Source organism: Corynebacterium sp. MSK044 (assembly GCF_030232825.1).
Classification (GTDB): domain Bacteria; phylum Actinomycetota; class Actinomycetes; order Mycobacteriales; family Mycobacteriaceae; genus Corynebacterium.
In genome coordinates this window covers 61,953-82,164 of record NZ_JASPJJ010000006.1, presented here as the reverse complement: position 1 = coordinate 82,164, position 20,212 = coordinate 61,953, and the positions used below count along the sequence as shown (strand labels likewise).

The window sequence follows — 20,212 nt, the reverse complement described above, 5'->3', positions numbered from 1 at the left end:
CGTGGCTCAACTCGTTGTCACTGGTGGTGCCGGATATGTAGGAAGCGTGTGCACCAAGGTGCTCTTGGACGCAGGCCACGATGTCACGGTTGTAGACAACTTCTCCACGGGTAACCGCGATGCGGTTGTGCCCGGCGTGAATCTGGTGGAGGGCGCCATCAACGATGTGATCGATGATGTCCTCTCCGGTGGCAACGTCGACGGTGTGCTCCATTTCGCGGCCCGTTCCCTTGTTGGTGAATCCGTGGAGAAGCCAGATGAGTACTGGTGTGACAATTTTGAAACGTCTCTGAAGCTGCTCAACTCGATGCGTGAGCACGGAGTGAACTCGCTTGTGTTTTCCTCCACTGCTGCCACCTATGGCGAACCAGAGCGTGTGCCCATCACCGAAGATATGCCCACTGCTCCCACGAATCCGTATGGTGCGACGAAGCTTGCTATTGACTACGCCATTACGTCGTATGCTGCCGCCTACGGTTTGGGGGCCACCAGCTTGCGGTACTTCAACGTTGCAGGTGCTTACGGCGGCTACGGCGAAAACCATGCCACGGAGACGCACCTGATCCCACTGGTTCTCCAGGTGGCGCAGGGCAAGCGCGAGAAGATCCTCATCTACGGCGATGATTGGCCTACGACGGATGGCACATGCGTGCGCGACTACATCCATATTCGGGACCTCGCCGATGCACACATGCTCGCGTTGGAGACGAACTCTCCTGGCACCCACCGGATTTTCAACCTTGGATCTGGTGATGGCTACTCAGTGAAGGAAGTCATCGAGGCGTGCCGTCGCGTCACGGGACACCCCATTCCCGCTGAGGTTGCACCGCGTCGTGCCGGTGACCCGGCCACCCTCATCGCTTCTTCCGAGCGCGCGAAAGAAGAGCTTGGGTGGTCCCCCACACGCACTGATCTGGACACCATCGTGGCCGATGCGTGGGAGTACACCCAAGCTCGCGGCTAAGCTGCTTCTTCCCCACCGCTCTCTCGTGCCAGCAACGCAGCACACGCGACCTCACAGCCCTCAAGAATGGTGGTGACCAACTGTTGTTGCTGCCCTGTTGCCATGACCTGCAAGCAAATCGCCGACATGGAATGCTGTGGCATTTCCTCCTGTGCGCAGGCGAGTGCGGTTGATGCCCACGAAGATAGTCCCCGGCTGATAGCCACGAGTGCCCACAAGCTCAACGCATTGGCGCGGATGACGCCACGGAAGTTCCGGGCAACTGTAATCAAAGCTGTGGCTGCTGTTTCAGGGTGATCAATTGCTTGCCCGATGAGGCAGTCTCGCAGTGGTGCCCGCATGAGGGATACAACGAGCGCGCGGAGCTCATCTTCATCTTTAAAGAGCTGTTCGAGCGTGGGGTGCGCATCATCCCCCACGAGTGGCAGTGGTTGCACGCTCCGCAAAGCCTGTCCCGCGGCGCGCACGACCTCTGCAGCACCAGACTCACCACAATCCAGCTTGCGGCAGAGCTCATCACTTTCTTTCCTTGCAGCGACGGTCAAAGCCTGAGCTGTTTTGGCAACCTTCTTGTTCGTACAGCACTCCTGCACGCAGTCAAAGAAGGCAAAGGTGTCTTCACGCGTCAGCGCTGGCAAAGTGCCGTTGTCGCGCATGGCCTGCATCGCTGGGGAAGCAATGACTGATCCAATGATGCCGCGCTCCCATTCGCTGCAGTCTGGGGCGACCTCTGGGCCGAAGACCATTTGGTACGGGGTGCCTTGGGCGATTTCGCTGACAGCCCAGCAGAACCCGATGAGCGGGTGTCCTCCGCCACATTGAATGCTTTCTAGCTCTGCGATGGCGGAGCGTGCACTGTCTGAGTCCGGAATGCGGGTGACAATCAGTGCGAAGTACGTCAAGCAAGCACCGTTGAGGTGCGTGGCTATTGCCTTGCGGACGTGATGAGCATGAACGATGTCAGCGCGCAGAACGGGCCCCAGGACGGGCCTATGCGGGTCCTCATCATCGGGCACAAGACCAATGACAATAACGGATTCTTGGGGGTAATAGCCCAACGTGCCCGGAATCGTGGCAATGATGTTGGATGGACTGTCCACCAACGGGATGTCGGACAGCCATGGGTCGAAGAACGGATCGGATGAATTGTTTTCCCTCTGCGGGTTGTGTGAATGTGTCATATCTTCTTTGACTGCTTCACACCCCCAAACGGTTCCCTTCATTTCAAAAACTGGCCAATTTTTGTGTTCTGCGCCTGTGGAATCTCAGCAAAATTCCACAGGCGCACCGTAGAACCCTCTCTTTTAGGTGCCATTCCAAGGGATGTCGCACACCATGTCGCGGTGGGTCCGTATGGTGGGAATGAAAATATGCGCAGGCATCGTTGTAGAGGATGTGTGCGTTCACCGGTAGAACGTGAGAAGGAGGATGTTTTCAATGGCGTCAGATGACAAGCGTCACATGTATGAGCTGGAATACCCGGCCCCTGCCGTCGACGGCGGCGCGTCCTCCGGCCCCACCTTGATCATCGCAATGCAGGGCTACGCGGATGCGGGCCATGCCGTGGAAGGAGCCGCTGGGCACCTGAAGGCCGCATTGGATTCACGCACGGTGGCCACTTTCAATAACGATGAGTTGATTGATTACCGCTCGCGCCGCCCGATGGTAACCATGAGCGAGCACGAGATCACGGACATGGAGTCCATCGAGTTGGACATGCGTGTTCTGCGCGATTCCAAGGGCACATCGTTCCTGCTCCTGTCCGGCCCGGAACCGGATCTGCGCTGGGAGGCGTTTTCTAAGTCGGTGGCTGATCTGGTGGACCACTTCAATGTGGATAAAACCATCTGCCTGTACGCCGCCCCGATGGGTGCCCCCCACACGCGCCCTTTGGTGGTGTCTGCTCATGGGAATGACCGTGAATTAGTGGGCACAATGTTCACGTATGACGGCATGGTGTCTATGCCTGGTGCTGCCTCGGTGATGATTGAGCGTGAGCTTCATGCCCGCGGGCGCCGCGTTGCCGGTTACACCGCGCATGTTCCGCATTATGTGTCCGCATCGCCCTATCCGCATGCGGTGTTCCAGCTGCTGCAGTCCGTGTCCGACACCTCGCAGCTGCAGTTCCCGCTGCGTGCCATTGAGCAGGATATTGAGCGCGTGAATCTTCAGCTTGCGCAGCAGACCAATGATTCTGAGGAGATCTCGCAGGTCGTGCACCAGCTTGAGCAGCACTATGACCGCGAGATGGAGTCATACCGGAAGAAGAATCCGCAGAAGATGATGCCGGGGGAAGCTCAGGTGCCTAGTGGGGAGGAGATTGGGGAGGCGTTTGAGAACTTCCTCGCGGCGATCGATGACCGGGACCGCACGCGTGGTTTGGGTCCGGCTGCAGAGGACCTGATGTGGGAGCATGACCCGCAGATGGATCTTGGTTCCTCCGAGGATGACGCGGATTCCACGCCTGATAGCCCTGATAACTATGACTCGTCGACGGATGACGGCGAGTAGGCAGGCACATGGAATCAACAGGAGCAGCTGGTACCCCGCTCACACTCGGTGACACGCTGAGTGATCTGGAGGATGTTCCCGCATCGCTTTTCGACGATGCGGTGTGGGACACCTTCATCCGCTGGACCCAATCGCGCGGTATTACCCTCTACCCTGCCCAGGAGGAAGCTTCCTTAGCTTTGCTAGCTGGTGACAATGTCATTCTGGCCACGCCGACGGGCTCTGGTAAGTCCATGGTGGCTAATGCTGCTCACTTCATTGCCATGGCGCGTGGCCAGCGCACTTTTTACACTGCCCCCATCAAAGCCTTGGTGAGTGAGAAATTCTTCGCATTGTGTGAGATTTTCGGCCCAGAGAACGTGGGCATGATGACGGGTGATGCCACCGTCAATGGGCACGCACCCATCATCGCGGCAACGGCAGAAATCGTGGCCAATATCGCGCTGCGTGAGGGCAAGAACTCCGACATCCGCCAGGTGGTCATGGATGAGTTCCACTATTATTCCGACCCGGAGCGTGGCTGGGCATGGCAGGTGCCACTATTGGAACTGCCGCAGGCGCAGTTTCTGCTCATGTCCGCCACTCTTGGTGATACGGCCTGGTTAGAGGAGGATCTCACTCGCCGGACGGGCCGGGAAACCACATTCGTCGGTGGTTCTGAGCGTCCAGTGCCACTAGATTTCCACTACGTATTCACACCGGTGCACGAGACGATTGAGGAGCTGCTCAAAGACGGCAAGGCCCCCATTTACGTCGTGCACTTCTCCCAACGTGAAGCAACGGAACGCGCCCAAGCGTTGACGTCGATTCCGATGGTCTCCCCCGAGGAGAAAGAAGCAATCCGGGAAGCACTCGGGGATTTCCGCTTCACCACCACCTTCGGCAAGACACTGTCAAAACTGCTGCGTCGTGGCATTGGTATCCACCACGCGGGCATGCTGCCCAAGTACCGCCGCTTGGTTGAGCGCCTGGCGCAAGCGGGTCTGCTCAAAGTCATTTGCGGTACGGACACTCTTGGTGTGGGCATTAATGTTCCGATTCGCACGGTGTTGATGACGGGTCTGGCTAAGTATGACGGCACCCGCCAGCGCATTGTGAAATCCCGTGAGTTCCACCAGATTGCTGGCCGTGCCGGCCGTGCGGGCTTTGACACCGAGGGCACGGTCATCGTCGAAGCGCCGGAGCACGAGATTGAGAACGTGAAGCTGCGCCGCAAGGCCGGGGATGACCCGAAGAAGCTGAAGAAGATCCGCAAAAAATCCGCCCGTGATGGGGAGATTTCTTGGTCGGAGAACACCTTCCAGCGTCTCACCCAGGCTGAACCAGAGGAGCTGACCAGCCAATTCCAGGTATCCAATTCGATGCTGCTCAACGTGATTGCGCGTCCGGGTGATGGCTACGAGCATATGAAGAACCTGCTGCGTGGCAACCATGACACACGGGCAAAGCAGAACCAGGACATCCTCACCGCTCTTGATCTTTTCCGCGGCTTGATCGCTGCTGGAGTGGTGGAACGAACCCCTGATTCACCGGCGTTTCGCCCGTACACGCTCACGGCGGAACTTGATCGGGATTTCGCGCTGAACCAGCCGTTGTCCCCTTTCGCATTGGCGTTTTTGACTCTGCTGGATCCGGCGTCCGATACATACGATCTAGATGTCATCTCTGCGTTTGAGGCCATCTTGGATGATCCGCGCCAGTTGCTGCAGGCGCAGCAGACGAAGGAGCGTGGTGAGGAGATTGCGGCTCTCAAGGCCGAGGGCGTGGACTACACCGAGCGCATGGTGCTCATTGAGGACGTGACGTATCCGCAGCCACTCAAGGAGGAGCTGGAGCAAGCATACGAGACGTTTGCGCAGGGCAACCCGTGGGCGAAAGAATTCGAACTGTCCCCCAAGTCCGTTGTGCGTGACATGATCGAGCACGCGATGACCTTCTCCGATGTCATTGCCACCTATGGTCTCGCACGCAGCGAAGGCGTTGTCCTGCGCTACCTCACAGATGCCTGGCGGACACTGTCACACTCCATTCCGGACGCGTATATGACGGAGCGGCTCGATGACATCATCGTGTGGCTCGGGGAGCTCATCCGCCAGGTCGATTCTTCGCTTATCGACGAATGGGCCCACATGAGCGACGAATCCACCCCGATCAGCCGCGATGATCTGGAACGCGAGCTCGCTTTTGGAGTGGAAGATCCCACGGCACTCACGGCGAATCGTCGCGCTTTCACCATCATGGTGCGCAATTACTTCTTCCGCCTCGTGGAGCTGTTTGCCTACGAAAAGGAGAAGGAACTGGCGGAGATGCTGGACTACATGGATGTGGCAGACCAGCCAGATTGGCCGGCACTCATGGATGATTACTTCGACGAATACGACGATGTTGAACTAGACGGTGATGCACGCGGGCCTGAGTACTTCTCTCTCACAGAGACTCAGACGCGTGCTTGGACCGTCACCCAAATCATCAAAGATCCAGCAGGCGATAATGCGTTCCAGTTACATGGCACGGTGGACTTGGATGCGTCTGATGCTGCAGGTGAAGTGCGACTGAGTTCATTGGTCATGCGCCACGTCTAGGTAGTCCACTAGGGCATCACGATCATCGCATTGTGAAATTAAAGAACTATTTTTGCCCAAAAACCTATGACTCGATCTATGGTCATAGGCATGTCCGATAAAGATTTCCTGCCTACGCTGGCCCAATTGCGCATGTTTGTCACACTGGCAGAAAACCGTCACTTTGGTACGGCAGCAGAGAAACTTTCCATCACTCAGCCTTCCCTCTCTCAGGGTCTCTCCACCCTGGAGAAAGGGCTAGAGCTTCAGCTCATTGAGCGTTCCACCCGCAAAGTCATCGTCACTCCTATCGGCCAGAAGCTCGTACCGTACGCCCGCGCCGTACTCGAAGCGGTTGATGTTCTCAAGGGTCAGATCTACGGTGGCCGCGAGTTTCTCACTGGGCAGCTCTCCATCGGTGTCATCCCCACAATCGCGCCGTATCTTCTCCCTGAATTCCTATCGATCATCCAGGAGAAATTCCCCAATCTTGAACCGACGATCATTGAGGAAACAACGCCTGTCCTCATGGACTCCTTGCGCGATGGGAAGATCGATCTCGCCCTCATCGCTTTTCCGTCGAAGGAACAAGGTTTCACAGAAATTGAGCTGTACACAGAACGCTTCATCGTCGCGTTGCCGCAAGGCCATCCCTTCGAAGGGCGCAAGGATTTGACCTTGGAAAGCCTCGATGACGTCAGTCTTCTATTGCTAAATGACGGGCACTGTATGCACGAACACGTCATGGACCTCTGCCGCCTCGCCCAAGTCGACGCTGGATATGGCAGAGATTCCGTCAGCCGCGCAGCGTCGCTCACCACCATCATCCAGCTCATCGCAGCAGGTCAGGGATGCACGTTGTTGCCAGCCTCAGCGGTCGCAGCTGAATGCACGCGGAAAGGTATTTCCTTCGCGCAGTTTGATCCTTCTGTCCCCGCTGAACGGCACGTTGGGATTGTGTTCAGAAAATCCTCTGCCCGAGCAGAGGAATTCGCTGCTCTCGGTGAGGCGGTCAAGGAGTCGTACGAAAAGACCCTTGCTGCGGCGGAGCCATTGGGCCTGCGAATCGAGTAAATACACCGCTGCCGGTAGACTTCCGCGGTGAATATGACGAACTCACAACCCCCACAAGCCCTCACCCGCGGCGACCTCTATTCCCGGCTTGATGAGCTCCCTATCGCCGCTGTTCGCCGCTTTCATCGTCGGCTGAAGAGGGCACGGTCGGCGGAGGCTTTGGCGTCGATAAGCAAAGACATGGACGCTGCAGCGCTCAAAGTCTCCGCGATCAATGAACATGTCCCCGAGATCACCTATCCGGATAACCTCCCGGTTTCCCTGCAGCGCGAAAAGATCATGGACCTTGTCCGCGATAACCAGGTGGTCATCATCGCGGGCGAGACCGGCTCCGGCAAAACCACCCAGATCCCCAAAACGCTGCTTGAACTGGGGCGGGGACGCCGTGGACTGATTGGGCACACTCAACCGCGCCGTATCGCTGCACGCACGGTGGCCGAACGTATTGCAGACGAGCTTGGCCAGAACATCGGTGAATCCGTGGGTTACGCCATTCGCTTTGATGATCGCGTATCCGCCACCACCGCCGTCAAACTCATGACAGACGGCATTCTCCTCGCTGAAATGCAGCGCGACCGATACTTGAATGCCTACGACACGATCATCATCGATGAGGCCCACGAGCGTTCCCTCAACATTGATTTTCTGCTGGGCTACCTGAAGAAATTATTGCCCCACAGGCCTGACCTGAAGGTGATCATCACATCCGCGACAATCGACCCAGAGCGCTTCGCCGCACACTTCGCGGACAAGGACGGTACACCTGCTCCCATCATTGAGGTCTCCGGCCGCACCTATCCGGTAGAGATCCGCTATCGCCCACTGGAAACTGAGGTGACCAACAAAAAGGGCGAAACAAGAGTCGTGGACATCGACATGCTCGACGGGCTCATTGCTGCTCTTAAGGAGCTCATGGCAGAGGGCGACGGGGACATCCTGTGCTTCTTCGCGTCCGAGCGCGATATCCGCGACGCCATGGAAGTCATTGAGAAACAGCATTGGCGCAACGTCGAAGTCACTCCCCTATTCGGCCGCCTGTCCAACGCGGAACAACACCGTGTTTTCAGCCCGCACTCTGGTCGCCGCATCGTCCTGGCCACCAACATCGCAGAAACCTCCCTGACAGTTCCGGGGATCCACTACGTGGTAGACACCGGGTTAGCGCGTATTTCCCGCTACTCCACCCGCACGAAGGTCCAGCGTCTGCCCATTGAGGAGGTCTCACAGGCTAGCGCCAACCAACGTTCCGGACGCTCGGGCCGCATCGCCGATGGCATTGCCATCCGCCTTTACTCCGAAGAGAACTTCAACTCACGCCCTGAGTTCACTGACCCGGAGATTCTGCGCACTAACTTGGCCAGCGTCATCTTGCAGATGATCAACCTCCGCCTCGGTGATATTTCTGAGTTCCCCTTTGTCCAACCCCCAGAGCAGAAAGCCATTCGTGATGGCCTCATGTTGCTGCACGAACTCGGCGCCATCACGGACAAGGAGGACCATGACCTACCGGCGCTCACCTCCATCGGGCGTGAGATTGCGCGGATCCCGGTAGACCCACGCATGGCCCGCATGCTGGTTGAAGCCAACCGTCTGGGTGTGCTCGCCGACGTCACCGTCATTGTGGCTGCCATGACCATCCAGGACGTCCGCGAGCGTCCTCTCGAATTCCAGGCCCAAGCGGATCAAGCGCATGCCCGCTTCAAGGACAAAACTTCAGACTTCCTCGCCTCTTTGAATTTGTGGGATTACATCAAAGATGCCCGCGATGAGTTGTCCGGCAATGCCTTCCGCAAACGCATGAAGAAGGAATACCTCCACTACATGCGTATTCGCGAATGGTTCGATCTTGTTGGCCAGCTGCGGGAGGCTCAGAAGCAGCTCGGCTGGAACAAACTACGCCACGCTGAGGCCGGCGAGCGGGATCCGATGGCTGTCCACCAGTCGCTCCTCACCGGCTTGCTGTCCAACATTGGTGCGCGCGACGGTCATTCCAAGGAATTCAAGGGCGCCCGCGGCACCCGTTTCATGGTGTTCCCTGGTTCCGTGTTGGCCAAGAAGCCACCGGAGTTCATCATGGCTGCGGAACTAGTGGAAACCTCACGCCTGTGGGCACGTGATGTCGCTGCGATCGACCCAGCTTGGGTGGAAAAGGTAGCCGCGAACCTGCTCAAGCACTCCTATTCAGAGCCCTTCTGGTCCACCAAGCGTGCAGCACCCATGGTGCACCAGAAGTCAATGCTCTACGGCGTCACCGTGGTTGCGGACCGGCGTGTGCTCTACCACCACGTGGACATGGACGCCGCTCGCACCATGTTCATCCGCCATGCCCTCATCGAGGGTGAATGGAACGCACACCACGCTTTTCTTAAGCACAACGCTCAACTGTTGGAAGAGGCTAGCGCCATCGAGGAAAAGGTGCGCCGTCGTGGCCTCGTTGTCGACGAAGACGCACTGTTCGATTTTTATGATGCCCGCATTCCCGACAACATTGGCACCGGGCGTCATTTCGACGCCTGGTGGAAGAAGAAGCGCTACCAATCACCAGATTTCCTCGATTTCGATCCGTCAAAGCTTATCGACGATGCTGCGGCCGATTCCTCCGAAGCCGCCTTCCCCGACAAATGGCGCCAGGGCAGCATTAACTATGAGCTCCAGTACAAGTTTGAGCCTGGTGATCCATTCGACGGAGTCACCGTACTTGTTCCTGTCCCCCTGTTGGCCGGACTGGAAGACACGGATTTTGATTGGCTCGTTCCTGGCCTGCGCGCAGAACTTGTGACTGAGCTCATCCGCTCCCTGCCCAAGGCGTTGCGTAAGACGGTGGTCCCAGCGCCCGAATTCGCTGCACGCGCAATGGAGAAGCTCATCCCGTTTGAGGCGCCATTGACGGAGCAGCTCGCGGAAATCCTGCGCTCGTTCGGCGGCCACGGCATCAACGCAACCGACTTCCACCCCGAAGCGTTGCCAGCGCATTTGAAGATGACTTTTGCTTCTGTCGATCGACGTGGCACGATCACCGACCACGACAAGAGCCTGGCGGAACTCAAGAAACGTCGCTCGGGCCAAATCACTTCGTCGGTGGCAAAGGCGACAAAGAAAGCGGAAACGGATGCCGCCAAAGAGTGGACAGCCGACACCCTCGGCGCGGTGCCCGAAACTGTGACCACGGACATTGAAGGCAATAACGTTGATGCTTTCCCTGCCTTGGAAGCAACCAAGGACGGCGTGCGCGTCAAGGTATTCCCCACTAAAGCTGCTGCCGATGCCTCGATGGTCACGGCCACACTGGCCATGCTCATGCGCCAGATCTCCGTATCCCCAACGCAGATGACCAAAGGCCTTCCACTACGCCAACGCGTTGCCGTGGATAAATATCCCCACGGTGGTGCCACTGGGCTCGTCGAAGATGCACGCATCGCCGCCATCCGTGATCTGATGTTTACCCACGGCGGACCGGTGCGCACACCTGAGGAATTCGATGCCTTACTTAACAAGGTGAAACCCGAGGTTCCTGGTGCCGTGCGACGTGCTGTCGTCGGCATCGCAGGCGGTGTCGCCGAATACATCAACATCGCAGCTGAACTGAACAAGTGGAGTGGCCCAGCCATTGATGACATTAAGGCTCAAATGGCCTTCCTGTTACCAAAAAACGCCATCACCATCCACGGCATGGAACATCTGCAGCACCTGCCGCGCTATTTGTCCGCAGTACAGATGCGCCTGGATGAGATGAACCACGATCCTGACAGGGATGCGGACCGCCAAGCCGTGATCGATGACGTCAAGGCGTATCTTGATGCCAAGCTCGCTCGCCTACCCAAGGGGGCAGAAAGATCAAAGCCAGTCAAAGAGATTCTCTGGCGCATCGAGGAACTACGCGTCAGTCTTTTCGCGCAGCGTCTGGGCACATCCAAACCGGTGAGCCCACGGAGGATTGAAAAGATGGTAGATAAGCTCTAAAGCTCATCAATGCCGCGATCGCGGCGACGCATCAGCCGGATCTCCGATTCGAAATCATCGGCACTTTCGAAAGACTTGTATACCGACGCGAAGCGCAGGTAAGCCACCTCATCGAGCGCCCGCAGGGGCTCCAGGATGGCAAGACCAATGTCATTGGAAAGAACTTGTGAGCTGCCTTGTGCACGCACAATCTCTTCCACCTCTTGGGCAAGACGTTTCAGGGCATCATCTGAAACATCACGGCCCTGGCACGCGCGACGCACACCAACAATCAGCTTGTCTCTATCAAAGGGCTCACTGACACCATTTCGTTTGACCACAGTGAGGATGGCTTTTTCAACCGTGGTGAACCGGCCCCCACACGCGGTGCACTCACGTCGACGACGAATAGCAGAACCCGCGTCTACGAGACGTGAGTCCGAGACACGGGAATGATCGTTATGGCAGAAAGGGCAATGCACAGGAGAGGATTCTACTCTCTCCGTGCACGTCATATCTAGCTGCTACGCAGCTGCACCGGCCTAGCGGGCACTTATGCTGGCAACCACATCATTCGTTGCCGCAGCAGCCGGATCGATCTCCCCACCGGAGAAAGCACCCCCGAGTGCAGAGCCAATGAAAAGGCTAAGGCCCAACAGAATGCCCATGGCAATAGTGCCACGCTTTTCACGGCGATCTTCAATGTTTTCGAAAGCCCCCGCAGTGTCAGCAGCAGCCCGGTAGCGGGTTAGACTTTCCTTTCGATCAGACTCTCCCAACGTTCGAACATTGGCAACATGTTGGCGCCGAGCACGGGTGTCGTTGATGTCCCATACATCCGCCGGCTGGACGGTGCGGCGAAGATCGTTACGTACAATATCAGCGCTGTGAGGTCGTGCGATAGAGATTGTCATGATGGTTCCTTTCTGTTCTGCCTACGATTCTACGAACCGGTGAGACATGTTCGATTAACTGCTTCGCTCAACTGTTCGATAGCTTCTATGTTCGATTTATAGCAACTGGAGAAAACTTTGTCCACACGTAGCGGAAAAATATCGAACAAATTTGCTTACTCGTGGTAGAAACGAGAAGTGAGGGAACTCATTAGAAACAAACAAGACTCTTGCAAAGGCACCCATCAAGGAAGGACAACAAGACATGGCCAAGAAAGAAGACAAGAAGCCAGACGTTAAAACTTTGACTGACCGCCAGCGCCGCATCCTGGAAGTTATCCAGGACGCTGTAGTGTTGCGTGGCTATCCGCCAAGCATCCGAGAGATCGGCGATGCTGCAGGACTTCAGTCCACATCGTCTGTGGCCTACCAGCTCAAAGAGCTTGAGAAGAAGGGCTTTTTGCGCCGTGACCCGAACAAGCCTCGTGCAGTGGACCTGCGCCACCTCCCCCACACCGGGCGGAAACCAAACAAGAAGGATACAAACGTTCCGGAAGAGGCAGCCGCACCGCGATACATCCCCGTGGTTGGCCAGATCGCCGCTGGCAATCCCATCCTGGCGGAAGAGAATGTCACAGAGTACTTCCCTCTCCCATCAGAACTCGTCGGCGACGGCGACCTGTACCTGCTTCAAGTCGTAGGCGAGTCCATGCGTGACGCCGGCATCTTGGATGGAGATTGGGTTGCAGTGCGCACTCAGCCAGTCGCGGAGGAAGGCCAATTCGTCGCTGCACTCATCGACGGTGAGGCAACGGTGAAGGAGTTCCACAAGGACTCCACCGGCGTGTGGCTGCTTCCCCACAATGATGCTTTTTCACCCATCAAGGGCGACGAAGCAGAAATCATGGGCTTGGTCGTCTCTGTTTTCCGCAAGCTCTAACCCACCCTCACGGGGGTGAAACGGGCTCAGGCAGAACTAACCGGGCCCCGTTTTCACTTCACGCGTACATAATGAGGATTTGTTAGCATCCCCCGCATTCAAGGAAGTCCCATGTACGCCGAGGAGCGTCGCCGCCAGATCGCATCAATGACCGCAGTTGAAGGCCGCGTGAACGTCACGGAATTGTCTGAGCGTTTTGATGTCACTGCTGAAACTATCCGCCGGGACCTCGCGGCCCTTGACCGCGACGGTGTGGTGCAGCGTGTCCACGGTGGTGCCGTGTCGACCCAGTCCTACCTCACTGCCGAGTTCCCCCTTCAAACCCGCTATCGTTCGGCAGCCACAGCTAAATCCGCCATCGCTCGGGCCGCATTAGATTTTCTGCCCGCGCCTGGCGGTTCGGTTTTCCTTGACTCTGGCACGACGATTAACACACTTGCCGGGTTGATCAAGGACCGGCCTGAAGCACCTTCTTTGTCATTCGTTACCAACTCACTGCCGATCGCTCTCGACCTGTCGAGCCTGGGCACCCTTGATGTCCAACTGCTTGGCGGGACTGTTCGTACGATTACACAGGCTGTCGTCGGTGATACTGCTTTGCGCACTTTGGCTCTTTTGCGCGCGGACGTAGCTTTCATTGGTACTAATGCGTTAACGGTAGACCACGGCCTTTCCACCGCGGACGCACAAGAAGCGGCGGTGAAATCCGCGATGGTCACTAACACCCGTAAGGTCGTGGTGTTGTGCGACTCCTCAAAGCTGGGCACGGATTACCTTGTGAGCTTCGCGCCCCTTGATTCCATCGATGTGGTGATCACCGACTCTGATGCACCGGCGTCCTACGTGGATGAGCTAACAGAACGTGGCATCAACGTCATCCAAGCAGGTTAAGGCGGACCAGAAACAACTAGCCCGTCCGTCGCATGGGTTTAACCCCGGTTCTAGCACGCCGTAGATACGGCATCGGGCATACTCGGGCAGAGGAGTTTTCTCGCTCCACCCCACCTACGACTTTGAGGGGTCAGCCGCCCGTGATTTTTACTTTCACGCCGAATCCAAGCGTTGATGTCACCTTCACCGTGGACAACTTCACCGCCGGTGAAGTCATCCGCGTGCGCGCCCGTTCCCGTGAACCCGGTGGCAAAGGAATCAATGTTGCCCACACGGTTCTAAAAGCTGGAGAATCCACGCTGGCATTGGCTCCAGCACATGAAACTGATCCTTTTGTTGCCCTTGCCCATAAGGCAGCGATCCCTCTTCACACCATTGCGGTGGAGGGACATGTGCGCGCAAACTCGACGATTACTGACGCTGCTGGGGTAACCACCAAGCTCAATGAACAAGGCGCACGCTTAACACCGGCAACCATCGCTGCTCTCGAAGAAGCGGTAGCAACCCATGCACCTAAGGCAAACGCGGTCGTCCTCGCTGGTTCTTTACCGCCAGGCGCTCCTCGCGATTGGTACTCCACGTTGGTAGCTATCGTGCGCAGAGCTAATCCGGATGCGCTCATCGCGGTGGATACCTCGGATGAACCATTGATTGCATTGGGTGAAGGTCTGGAGGACTCCACGCCGGACATTATTAAGCCAAACGGTTACGAGTTGGGGCAGCTCGCAGGTGTTGATGGGCAAACACTCGAAGACGCAGCGGCGCGAGGGGATCTAGCCGCCGTCGTGGAGGTCGCCCAGTCCGTCGTGTCCCGTGGCGTGCCCGAACTCCTCGTCACCTTTGGTGGTGCGGGTGCATGCTTGGTCACATCTCGTGGCGCGTGGGTTGCCACTCCCCCGCCAGCACACGTTCGTTCCACGGTGGGCGCGGGTGATAGCGCGTTGGCTGGCTACGTTCTTGCACGGATGCGCGGGCAAGATTATCCGGAAGCACTCCGCCATTCCGTGGCTTATGGCACCGCTGCTGCCTCTAACCCAGGCACTGCCATCCCCACCCCGGATGACTTGGATCTGGCACGAACTGTTGTGTCAGTCTTCCCCAGCCACGATGGGAAGTAATCCACGATGAGCAGCTCTACTATCTCGACTGAACTGGTGGCGCTGGATGCGGATTTCGGCAGCACACCGGCGGACGTTATTGGTCACCTAACCGAGATCGTTGCCACTGCCGGCCGCACCGATAAACCGGACGTTTTGGCCAATGCCGCCATCACCCGCGAAACACGAGCGGGCACCGGTGTAAACGGCCGAGTAGCTATTCCCCATTGCCGCACTGCTGCTGTCACGGAACCTACACTCGCCTTTGCCCGTCTTTCGCACCCCGTGGACTTCGCTGGGCCTGACGGTGACGCGGACCTCGTCTTTCTCATTGTCGCCCCAGAAGGCGGTAACAAAGCTCACCTGCAGATTCTGTCCAAGCTAGCTCGGGCACTTGTTCGTGGGGAGTTCACTGAAACACTCCGTCATGCGCAAACCCGCGAGGACGTTGTAAACGTTGTCAATGAGGTACTCAGCGCAGAGGTGAAGAAGGCAGGGATGCGCGGAGCTGCTGCTAAACCTAGAAAGCGCATCGTTGCTGTGACCTCGTGCGCGACAGGCATTGCGCACACGTACATGGCGGCGGATGCACTCGAACACGCTGCACGTGGCCGCGATGATGTGGAGCTGCGCGTTGAAGCACAAGGGTCTTCGGGCAGGAGACCTGTCACCCCAGAGTTCATTGCCAATGCGGACGCCGTGATTTTTGCCCACGATGTTGCCATCCACGAGCCCGAACGCTTCGCCGAAAAACCACTAGTCAATGTCTCAGTCAAGCGCGGTATCAATGACCCGAACGCCTTGATCGATGAGGCAATCGCGGCGGCAAGTAACCCACATGCACCTCGAGTGTCAGCTACCAACACTCACACTGCACCAGCCGGAACGGGTTGGCTCAAACGCATCCAGCAAGCCATCCTGACTGGTGTTTCCTACATGGTGCCCTTCGTTGCGGCCGGAGGTCTCTTACTCGCACTCGGCTTCCTCATCGGTGGCTACGATGTAGCCCACGGCTGGCACGTCATTCCGGTCACTTACTCACCCACAAACTTGCCGGGCCATGAAGTGCTTATCGACGGCAACCTCACCGCCTTCACCCACTCCGGCTGGGCCCTCTACCTCGGCGCGATTTTCTTCGCCATTGGACAAATGGGCATGCAATTCGTCGTGGCTGCTTTATCCGGCTACATCGCTTACGGGCTCGCGGGCCGCCCCGGTATCGCACCTGGTTTTATCGGCGGGGCGATCTCCATCATGCTGGGTGCTGGCTTCATCGGCGGGTTGGTCACTGGTGTCTTAGCTGGTGCTCTTGCTCACTGGATCGGCTCATGGACAGTACCTCGCTGGCTCGCATCACTCATGCCGGTGGCAGTCATTCCGCTGCTGGCTTCCCTTGGTGTTGGCTTGGTGATGTTCCTGCTCCTCGGCCGCCCTTTGGGCGACATCATGGCAGCTTTGCAAGGCTGGCTGAATTCCATGACGGGATCATCCGCGATTTTGCTGGGCATCATCATCGGTCTCATGATGTGCTTCGACCTCGGTGGTCCAGTAAACAAGGCGGCGTATCTCTTTGGCACCGCTGGCCTCTCCGCGGGCACAGATGCCGCCTTTGAAATCATGGCCGCGGTGATGATCTCCGGGATGGTGCCACCGATCGCTCTATCTGTTGCGACGTTCCTGCGTGCACAGCTCTTCACTTCAGCAGAACAACAAACAGGCAAATCTGCATGGCTTCTAGGGCTGTCCTTTGTGTCGGAAGGTGCGATTCCTTTTGCCGCTGCAGATCCGTTGCGCGTGATTCCGTCGATGATGCTCGGCGGTGCTGCCGCAGGAGCCACTTCCATGGCGCTCGGTGTTGGTGCGCGTGCACCACACGGCGGCATTTTTGTCATCTTCGCTTATGAGCCGTGGTGGGGCATGTTCATCGCGCTTGCCGTGGGCGTTGCTGTGGGTGCCGTCGCGGTGCTCGCCACAAAAGGGCTGTGGCACAGAAAACCAGCTGCCTGAACCCAAAGTTTCTCTACGATGGGGAAACTGAACCCCTACCTCATCTTCGAAAGGACAACCACATGGCATCCAAAACCGTGACTGTTGGTTCCACAGTTGGCCTGCATGCTCGCCCCGCAACCTTGATTGCCGAAGCAGCTGGCGGGTATGAGGAGGAGATCATTCTCACTTTGGTGGGTGGGGATGAAGGGGATGAAACCGATGCGGCATCCGCCCTCATGATCATGGCCATGGGAGCCGAACACGGCGATGATGTCACGGTCACATCCGATAATGCGGCAGCCGTGGAACAGATCGCCGTGCTGATCGCCTCAAATCTTGACGAGGACTAGGCGCACCACAGTTTCCTACCTAAGCGACCTGCAGGGGGCCTAGGTGCGCGGAACCTCAAGCTCCTGTGGTTCTTCCTCCGGCAGCAGGTGGCCTTCACCGAAGGTGCGGTAGGCCCACTGCATGACTGGGTAGAGCACGATGATGCCAATGGAGCCCAGCGCAATGCCTTCGAGGGTGACGTTGCCCACCTCGAAGGTGAGGTTGCCAATACCCACGATGAGCGCCACTGCAGCTGTGGTGAGGTTGATCGGGTTGGAGAAGTCAACCTTGTTGTCCTGCCAGATACGCACGCCAAGCATGCCGATGAGTCCATACAGCACCAGGCAGGCGCCACCCAGGACACCGGCGGGAATGGTGAAGATGAGCGCACCGAATTTCGGGATGAACGCGAGCAGGATGGCAAAGCCAGCAGCAACCCAGTAGGCGGCGGTGGAGTACACGCGGGTAGCGGCCATCACACCGATGTTCTCCGCATAGGTGGTGGTACCAGAACCACCGAATCCACCAGCCAGGGTGGTGGCCAGACCGTCACCGATCAAGGCGGGGCCGGCAAGGTCGTCGAGATCACGCTGGGTCATCTCCGCAACCGCCTTCACGTGGCCCACGTTCTCAGCGATGAGTACAACCAGCACCGGCAGGGTGACCAAAATGGCGGACAGGTGGAGTTCCGGGGTGTGGAACTGCGGTAGGCCAATCCAAGGTGCAGCAGCGATGGTCGCACCGGCGTCCTCTGCGAGATTGCCGGTTACAGCAGCAAAAACCCAGCCGGTAACAACACCAAAGAGGATGGACAAACGCGCAGCCATGCCACGGAAGCAGGCGGTTGCTATCAGAATGGCAAACAACGTAACCAAACCAACTACCGGTTGGGTCTGGGTATTCGCCACCGCGGTGGGCGCCAGGTTGAGGCCGATTAAGGCCACGATTGCACCGGTGACTACCGGTGGCATGACAGCATCGATGACGCGCTTGCCTGCCCAGGAGACAATCACACCCACAGCCACCAGCGCGAGACCAGTAACAAAGATGCCACCGAGCTGCGCACCGATGCCGTGCTGCTGCGAAGCAGTCAACGGCGCGATGAACGCAAAGGAGGAACCGAGGTAGCTAGGCAGACGATTCCGCGTGAGAAGCAAGAAGATGATGGTGCCCAGACCCGAAAACAGCAGGGTCGTGTTCACCGGGAAACCTGTCAACGTGGGGACCAGCAAGGTGGCACCAAACATGGCCACCACATGCTGCATGCCAATACCAACAGTGCGCGACCAACTCAGTCGCTCATCGGGGGCCACAACGCCACCCGGCTTAATGTGTTTACCGTCGCCGTGGAGGGACCACGACACACTTTTCAGAAATGAGCTCACTCGCTAGAAACTAGCACCGGTGCTGTCCACAGCGAATTCGGCGTACTGCTGGGCGAGGATGCGGGGCAAGCGGACGTCGATAAGCGTGCCCTGCTCTTCATATTCTTCGGAGAGCACCGTGCCCTCCTCATGCACCCGCGACACGATGTCACCGCGTGTGTACGGGACGAGCAGCTTCACGTGCGCGTCAAGAGTGTTGAGGAACATCTCAATGCGGCCCTCAAGCTCACTGATCCCTTCACCGGTGTGCGCGGACACAAACACGACCTGGTGCTTCGAATCCGCAAAAGCATGGCGTAGCTCAGCCAAAATCACCGGATCCGCCTGATCAATCTTGTTCACCACAATGATTTCTGGCGGGATGTCCTCCCCTGTTTCCCGGGTGATCTCCGCGAGCACCTCATTGACAGCCTTGATCTGTTTCAACGGGAAGGGGTCAGAACCGTCGACCACGTGCAGCATCAGGTCCGCACCGGCAACTTCCTCAAGCGTGGACTTGAACGCCTCAACCAACTGCGTAGGCAGGTGACGCACGAAGCCCACCGTGTCAGTGAGCACCACTGTGCGACCATCCGCAAGTTCCGCACGACGGGTGGACGGATCCAGGGTGGCAAACAAGGCGTCTTCCACCAGCACACCCGCATTCGTCATTGCGTTGATCAACGAGGACTTACCAGCGTTGGTGTAACCGGCAATAGCAATCTTGGGAATCGTCGACCGCTGCCGTTGCGCACGTTTCACGTCGCGGGCCGTTTTCATCCCCGCGAGCTCCCGGCGCAGTTTGGCCATCTCCGTGCGCAGGCGGCGACGATCCGCCTCAATCCGGGTCTCACCCGGACCACGCAGACCCACACCACCATTGGAGCCCGCACGTCCGCCGGCCTGGCGCGACAGGTTGCCACCCCAACCACGGGTGCGGGTGTACAGGTACTCCATCTGCGCGAGACTGACCTGCGCCTTGCCCTCCTTCGACTTCGCGTGCTGCGCGAAAATATCCAGGATGAGCATGGTCCGGTCAATCACCTTGACCTTGAGCGCTTCCTCCAGCGCCACCATCTGACCTGGGGAAAGTTCACCATCACACACAACGGTGTCCGCGCCGGTCGCATGCACGATATCGCGCAGCTCGCTCACCTTGCCCGAGCCGATATATGTTCCCGGATCCGGTTTGTCGCGCTTCTGGTAGAGCATCTCCACAACCTCCGCGCCTGCTGTTTCAGCGAGTGCGGCCAATTCATTCATGTTCGCTTCAACCTCAGCTGTGGTCCCCTCCGTCCACATGCCTACCAGGATGACCTGCTCCAGCCGGAGCTTGCGGTACTCAACCTCGTAGATGTCCTCGTGGTCCTCCGAGCGGATCTCCGTGTCCCGGATAACGCGACGGAAAGAGTTACGTTCAGCCAAATCGAGCGAGCCGACGGTGGGGGTGCCGAAAGCTTCGTCGATAAGAGCATCCGCCTCCGCATTACGCGTAGAGGGCGTGGTGTCGCGAAACGCCTCCGCCAACAAATCATCATGGCTCGTCTGCTGCCCATCAGCAGATGAGGAAGCGGAAGAGGAAGAGGAAGAGGAGTTCGAAGAAGAAAAAGGTTGTGTCATTGAGTCCTTATTGTTTCATGGTGGTCACAGGCAACCAAA

The 20,212-nt window shown here is 57.8% G+C and carries 15 protein-coding genes; 10 read left to right on the top strand and 5 right to left on the bottom strand.

Going from position 1 to position 20,212, the window contains the following annotated elements:
* The first annotated feature begins 1 nt into the window (after position 1).
* The gene (gene galE / locus QP994_RS05475; RefSeq protein WP_284854777.1) at positions 2 to 964 is read left to right on the top strand and encodes a UDP-glucose 4-epimerase GalE; all 963 of its coding nucleotides are present in this window, start codon (positions 2 to 4) and stop codon (positions 962 to 964) included.
* Here galE and QP994_RS05470 read toward each other — a convergent pair.
* Positions 961 to 2,145: a DUF4192 domain-containing protein gene (locus tag QP994_RS05470; RefSeq protein ID WP_284865654.1), complete on the bottom strand. Its 1,185-nt coding sequence runs from the start codon at positions 2,143 to 2,145 to the stop codon at positions 961 to 963. The genes galE and QP994_RS05470 overlap by 4 nt on opposite strands.
* Before the next feature lie 256 nt (positions 2,146 to 2,401).
* Between QP994_RS05470 and QP994_RS05465 the strand changes: the two genes are divergently transcribed.
* The 4 genes from QP994_RS05465 to hrpA all read left to right on the top strand — a co-directional run bounded on the left by QP994_RS05465 (position 2,402) and on the right by hrpA (position 11,070).
* Positions 2,402 to 3,475: a PAC2 family protein gene (locus QP994_RS05465; protein WP_284854775.1), complete on the top strand. Its 1,074-nt coding sequence runs from the start codon at positions 2,402 to 2,404 to the stop codon at positions 3,473 to 3,475.
* 8 nt (positions 3,476 to 3,483) lie between these two features.
* Positions 3,484 to 6,057 (top strand): DEAD/DEAH box helicase, encoded by a 2,574-nt coding sequence (locus QP994_RS05460; protein ID WP_284865653.1) that lies wholly within the window; start codon positions 3,484 to 3,486, stop codon positions 6,055 to 6,057.
* Between the two features lie 90 nt (positions 6,058 to 6,147).
* On the top strand, positions 6,148 to 7,110 hold the full coding sequence (locus QP994_RS05455; RefSeq protein WP_284854773.1) for a hydrogen peroxide-inducible genes activator: 963 nt from the start codon (positions 6,148 to 6,150) through the stop codon (positions 7,108 to 7,110).
* Between the two features lie 33 nt (positions 7,111 to 7,143).
* Positions 7,144 to 11,070 carry an ATP-dependent RNA helicase HrpA gene (gene hrpA / locus QP994_RS05450; RefSeq protein WP_284865652.1) on the top strand — a complete coding sequence of 1,309 codons (3,927 nt, stop codon included), beginning with the start codon at positions 7,144 to 7,146 and terminating at the stop codon, positions 11,068 to 11,070.
* On the opposite strand, the gene nrdR is transcribed toward hrpA, so the two are convergent.
* Together nrdR and QP994_RS05440 are read right to left on the bottom strand one after the other, a co-directional pair.
* Positions 11,067 to 11,531, bottom strand: a complete 465-nt coding sequence (nrdR, locus tag QP994_RS05445) for a transcriptional regulator NrdR (RefSeq protein ID WP_034661433.1) — start codon at positions 11,529 to 11,531, stop codon at positions 11,067 to 11,069. The two genes, hrpA and nrdR, sit on opposite strands and share 4 nt — an antisense overlap.
* Positions 11,532 to 11,591: 60 nt before the next feature.
* Positions 11,592 to 11,963, bottom strand: a complete 372-nt coding sequence (locus QP994_RS05440) for a hypothetical protein (RefSeq protein WP_284865651.1) — start codon at positions 11,961 to 11,963, stop codon at positions 11,592 to 11,594.
* Between the two features lie 244 nt (positions 11,964 to 12,207).
* Here QP994_RS05440 and lexA point away from each other — a divergent pair, with 244 nt between their 5' ends.
* From lexA to QP994_RS05415, 5 genes are all read left to right on the top strand, one after another.
* Entirely contained in the window at positions 12,208 to 12,882 is a 675-nt protein-coding gene (gene lexA / locus QP994_RS05435; RefSeq protein WP_284854770.1) for a transcriptional repressor LexA, read from the top strand.
* A gap of 111 nt (positions 12,883 to 12,993) precedes the next feature.
* Positions 12,994 to 13,773, top strand: a complete 780-nt coding sequence (gene sugR / locus QP994_RS05430; RefSeq protein WP_284865650.1) for a transcriptional regulator SugR — start codon at positions 12,994 to 12,996, stop codon at positions 13,771 to 13,773.
* Positions 13,774 to 13,913: 140 nt separating this feature from the next.
* Complete coding sequence (locus QP994_RS05425) at positions 13,914 to 14,891, top strand: 1-phosphofructokinase family hexose kinase (RefSeq protein ID WP_284854768.1); 978 nt, start codon at positions 13,914 to 13,916, stop codon at positions 14,889 to 14,891.
* 6 nt (positions 14,892 to 14,897) lie between these two features.
* Complete coding sequence (locus tag QP994_RS05420) at positions 14,898 to 16,877, top strand: PTS fructose transporter subunit IIABC (RefSeq protein ID WP_284865649.1); 1,980 nt, start codon at positions 14,898 to 14,900, stop codon at positions 16,875 to 16,877.
* Between the two features lie 62 nt (positions 16,878 to 16,939).
* A complete protein-coding gene (locus QP994_RS05415; RefSeq protein WP_284865648.1) occupies positions 16,940 to 17,209 on the top strand; it encodes an HPr family phosphocarrier protein in 270 nt (89 codons plus the stop codon).
* A gap of 39 nt (positions 17,210 to 17,248) precedes the next feature.
* On the opposite strand, the gene QP994_RS05410 is transcribed toward QP994_RS05415, so the two are convergent.
* Positions 17,249 to 18,562 carry a uracil-xanthine permease family protein gene (locus QP994_RS05410; protein ID WP_284865680.1) on the bottom strand — a complete coding sequence of 438 codons (1,314 nt, stop codon included), beginning with the start codon at positions 18,560 to 18,562 and terminating at the stop codon, positions 17,249 to 17,251.
* Positions 18,563 to 18,577: 15 nt separating this feature from the next.
* Positions 18,578 to 20,173: a GTPase HflX gene (hflX, locus tag QP994_RS05405; protein WP_284865647.1), complete on the bottom strand. Its 1,596-nt coding sequence runs from the start codon at positions 20,171 to 20,173 to the stop codon at positions 18,578 to 18,580.
* Between the last annotated feature and the right edge of the window lie 39 nt (positions 20,174 to 20,212).

Bases quoted from the DNA above. Each gene is read 5' to 3' on its own strand.
- QP994_RS05470 (WP_284865654.1), bottom strand. From the start codon at position 2,145: ATGACACATTCACACAACCCGCAGAGGGAAAACAATTCATCCGATCCG.
- QP994_RS05465 (WP_284854775.1), top strand. From the start codon at position 2,402: ATGGCGTCAGATGACAAGCGTCACATGTATGAGCTGGAATACCCGGCC.
- QP994_RS05460 (WP_284865653.1), top strand. From the start codon at position 3,484: ATGGAATCAACAGGAGCAGCTGGTACCCCGCTCACACTCGGTGACACG.
- QP994_RS05455 (WP_284854773.1), top strand. From the start codon at position 6,148: ATGTCCGATAAAGATTTCCTGCCTACGCTGGCCCAATTGCGCATGTTT.
- hrpA (WP_284865652.1), top strand. From the start codon at position 7,144: ATGACGAACTCACAACCCCCACAAGCCCTCACCCGCGGCGACCTCTAT.
- QP994_RS05440 (WP_284865651.1), bottom strand. From the start codon at position 11,963: ATGACAATCTCTATCGCACGACCTCACAGCGCTGATATTGTACGTAAC.
- lexA (WP_284854770.1), top strand. From the start codon at position 12,208: ATGGCCAAGAAAGAAGACAAGAAGCCAGACGTTAAAACTTTGACTGAC.
- sugR (WP_284865650.1), top strand. From the start codon at position 12,994: ATGTACGCCGAGGAGCGTCGCCGCCAGATCGCATCAATGACCGCAGTT.
- QP994_RS05420 (WP_284865649.1), top strand. From the start codon at position 14,898: ATGAGCAGCTCTACTATCTCGACTGAACTGGTGGCGCTGGATGCGGAT.
- QP994_RS05415 (WP_284865648.1), top strand. From the start codon at position 16,940: ATGGCATCCAAAACCGTGACTGTTGGTTCCACAGTTGGCCTGCATGCT.
- hflX (WP_284865647.1), bottom strand. From the start codon at position 20,173: ATGACACAACCTTTTTCTTCTTCGAACTCCTCTTCCTCTTCCTCTTCC.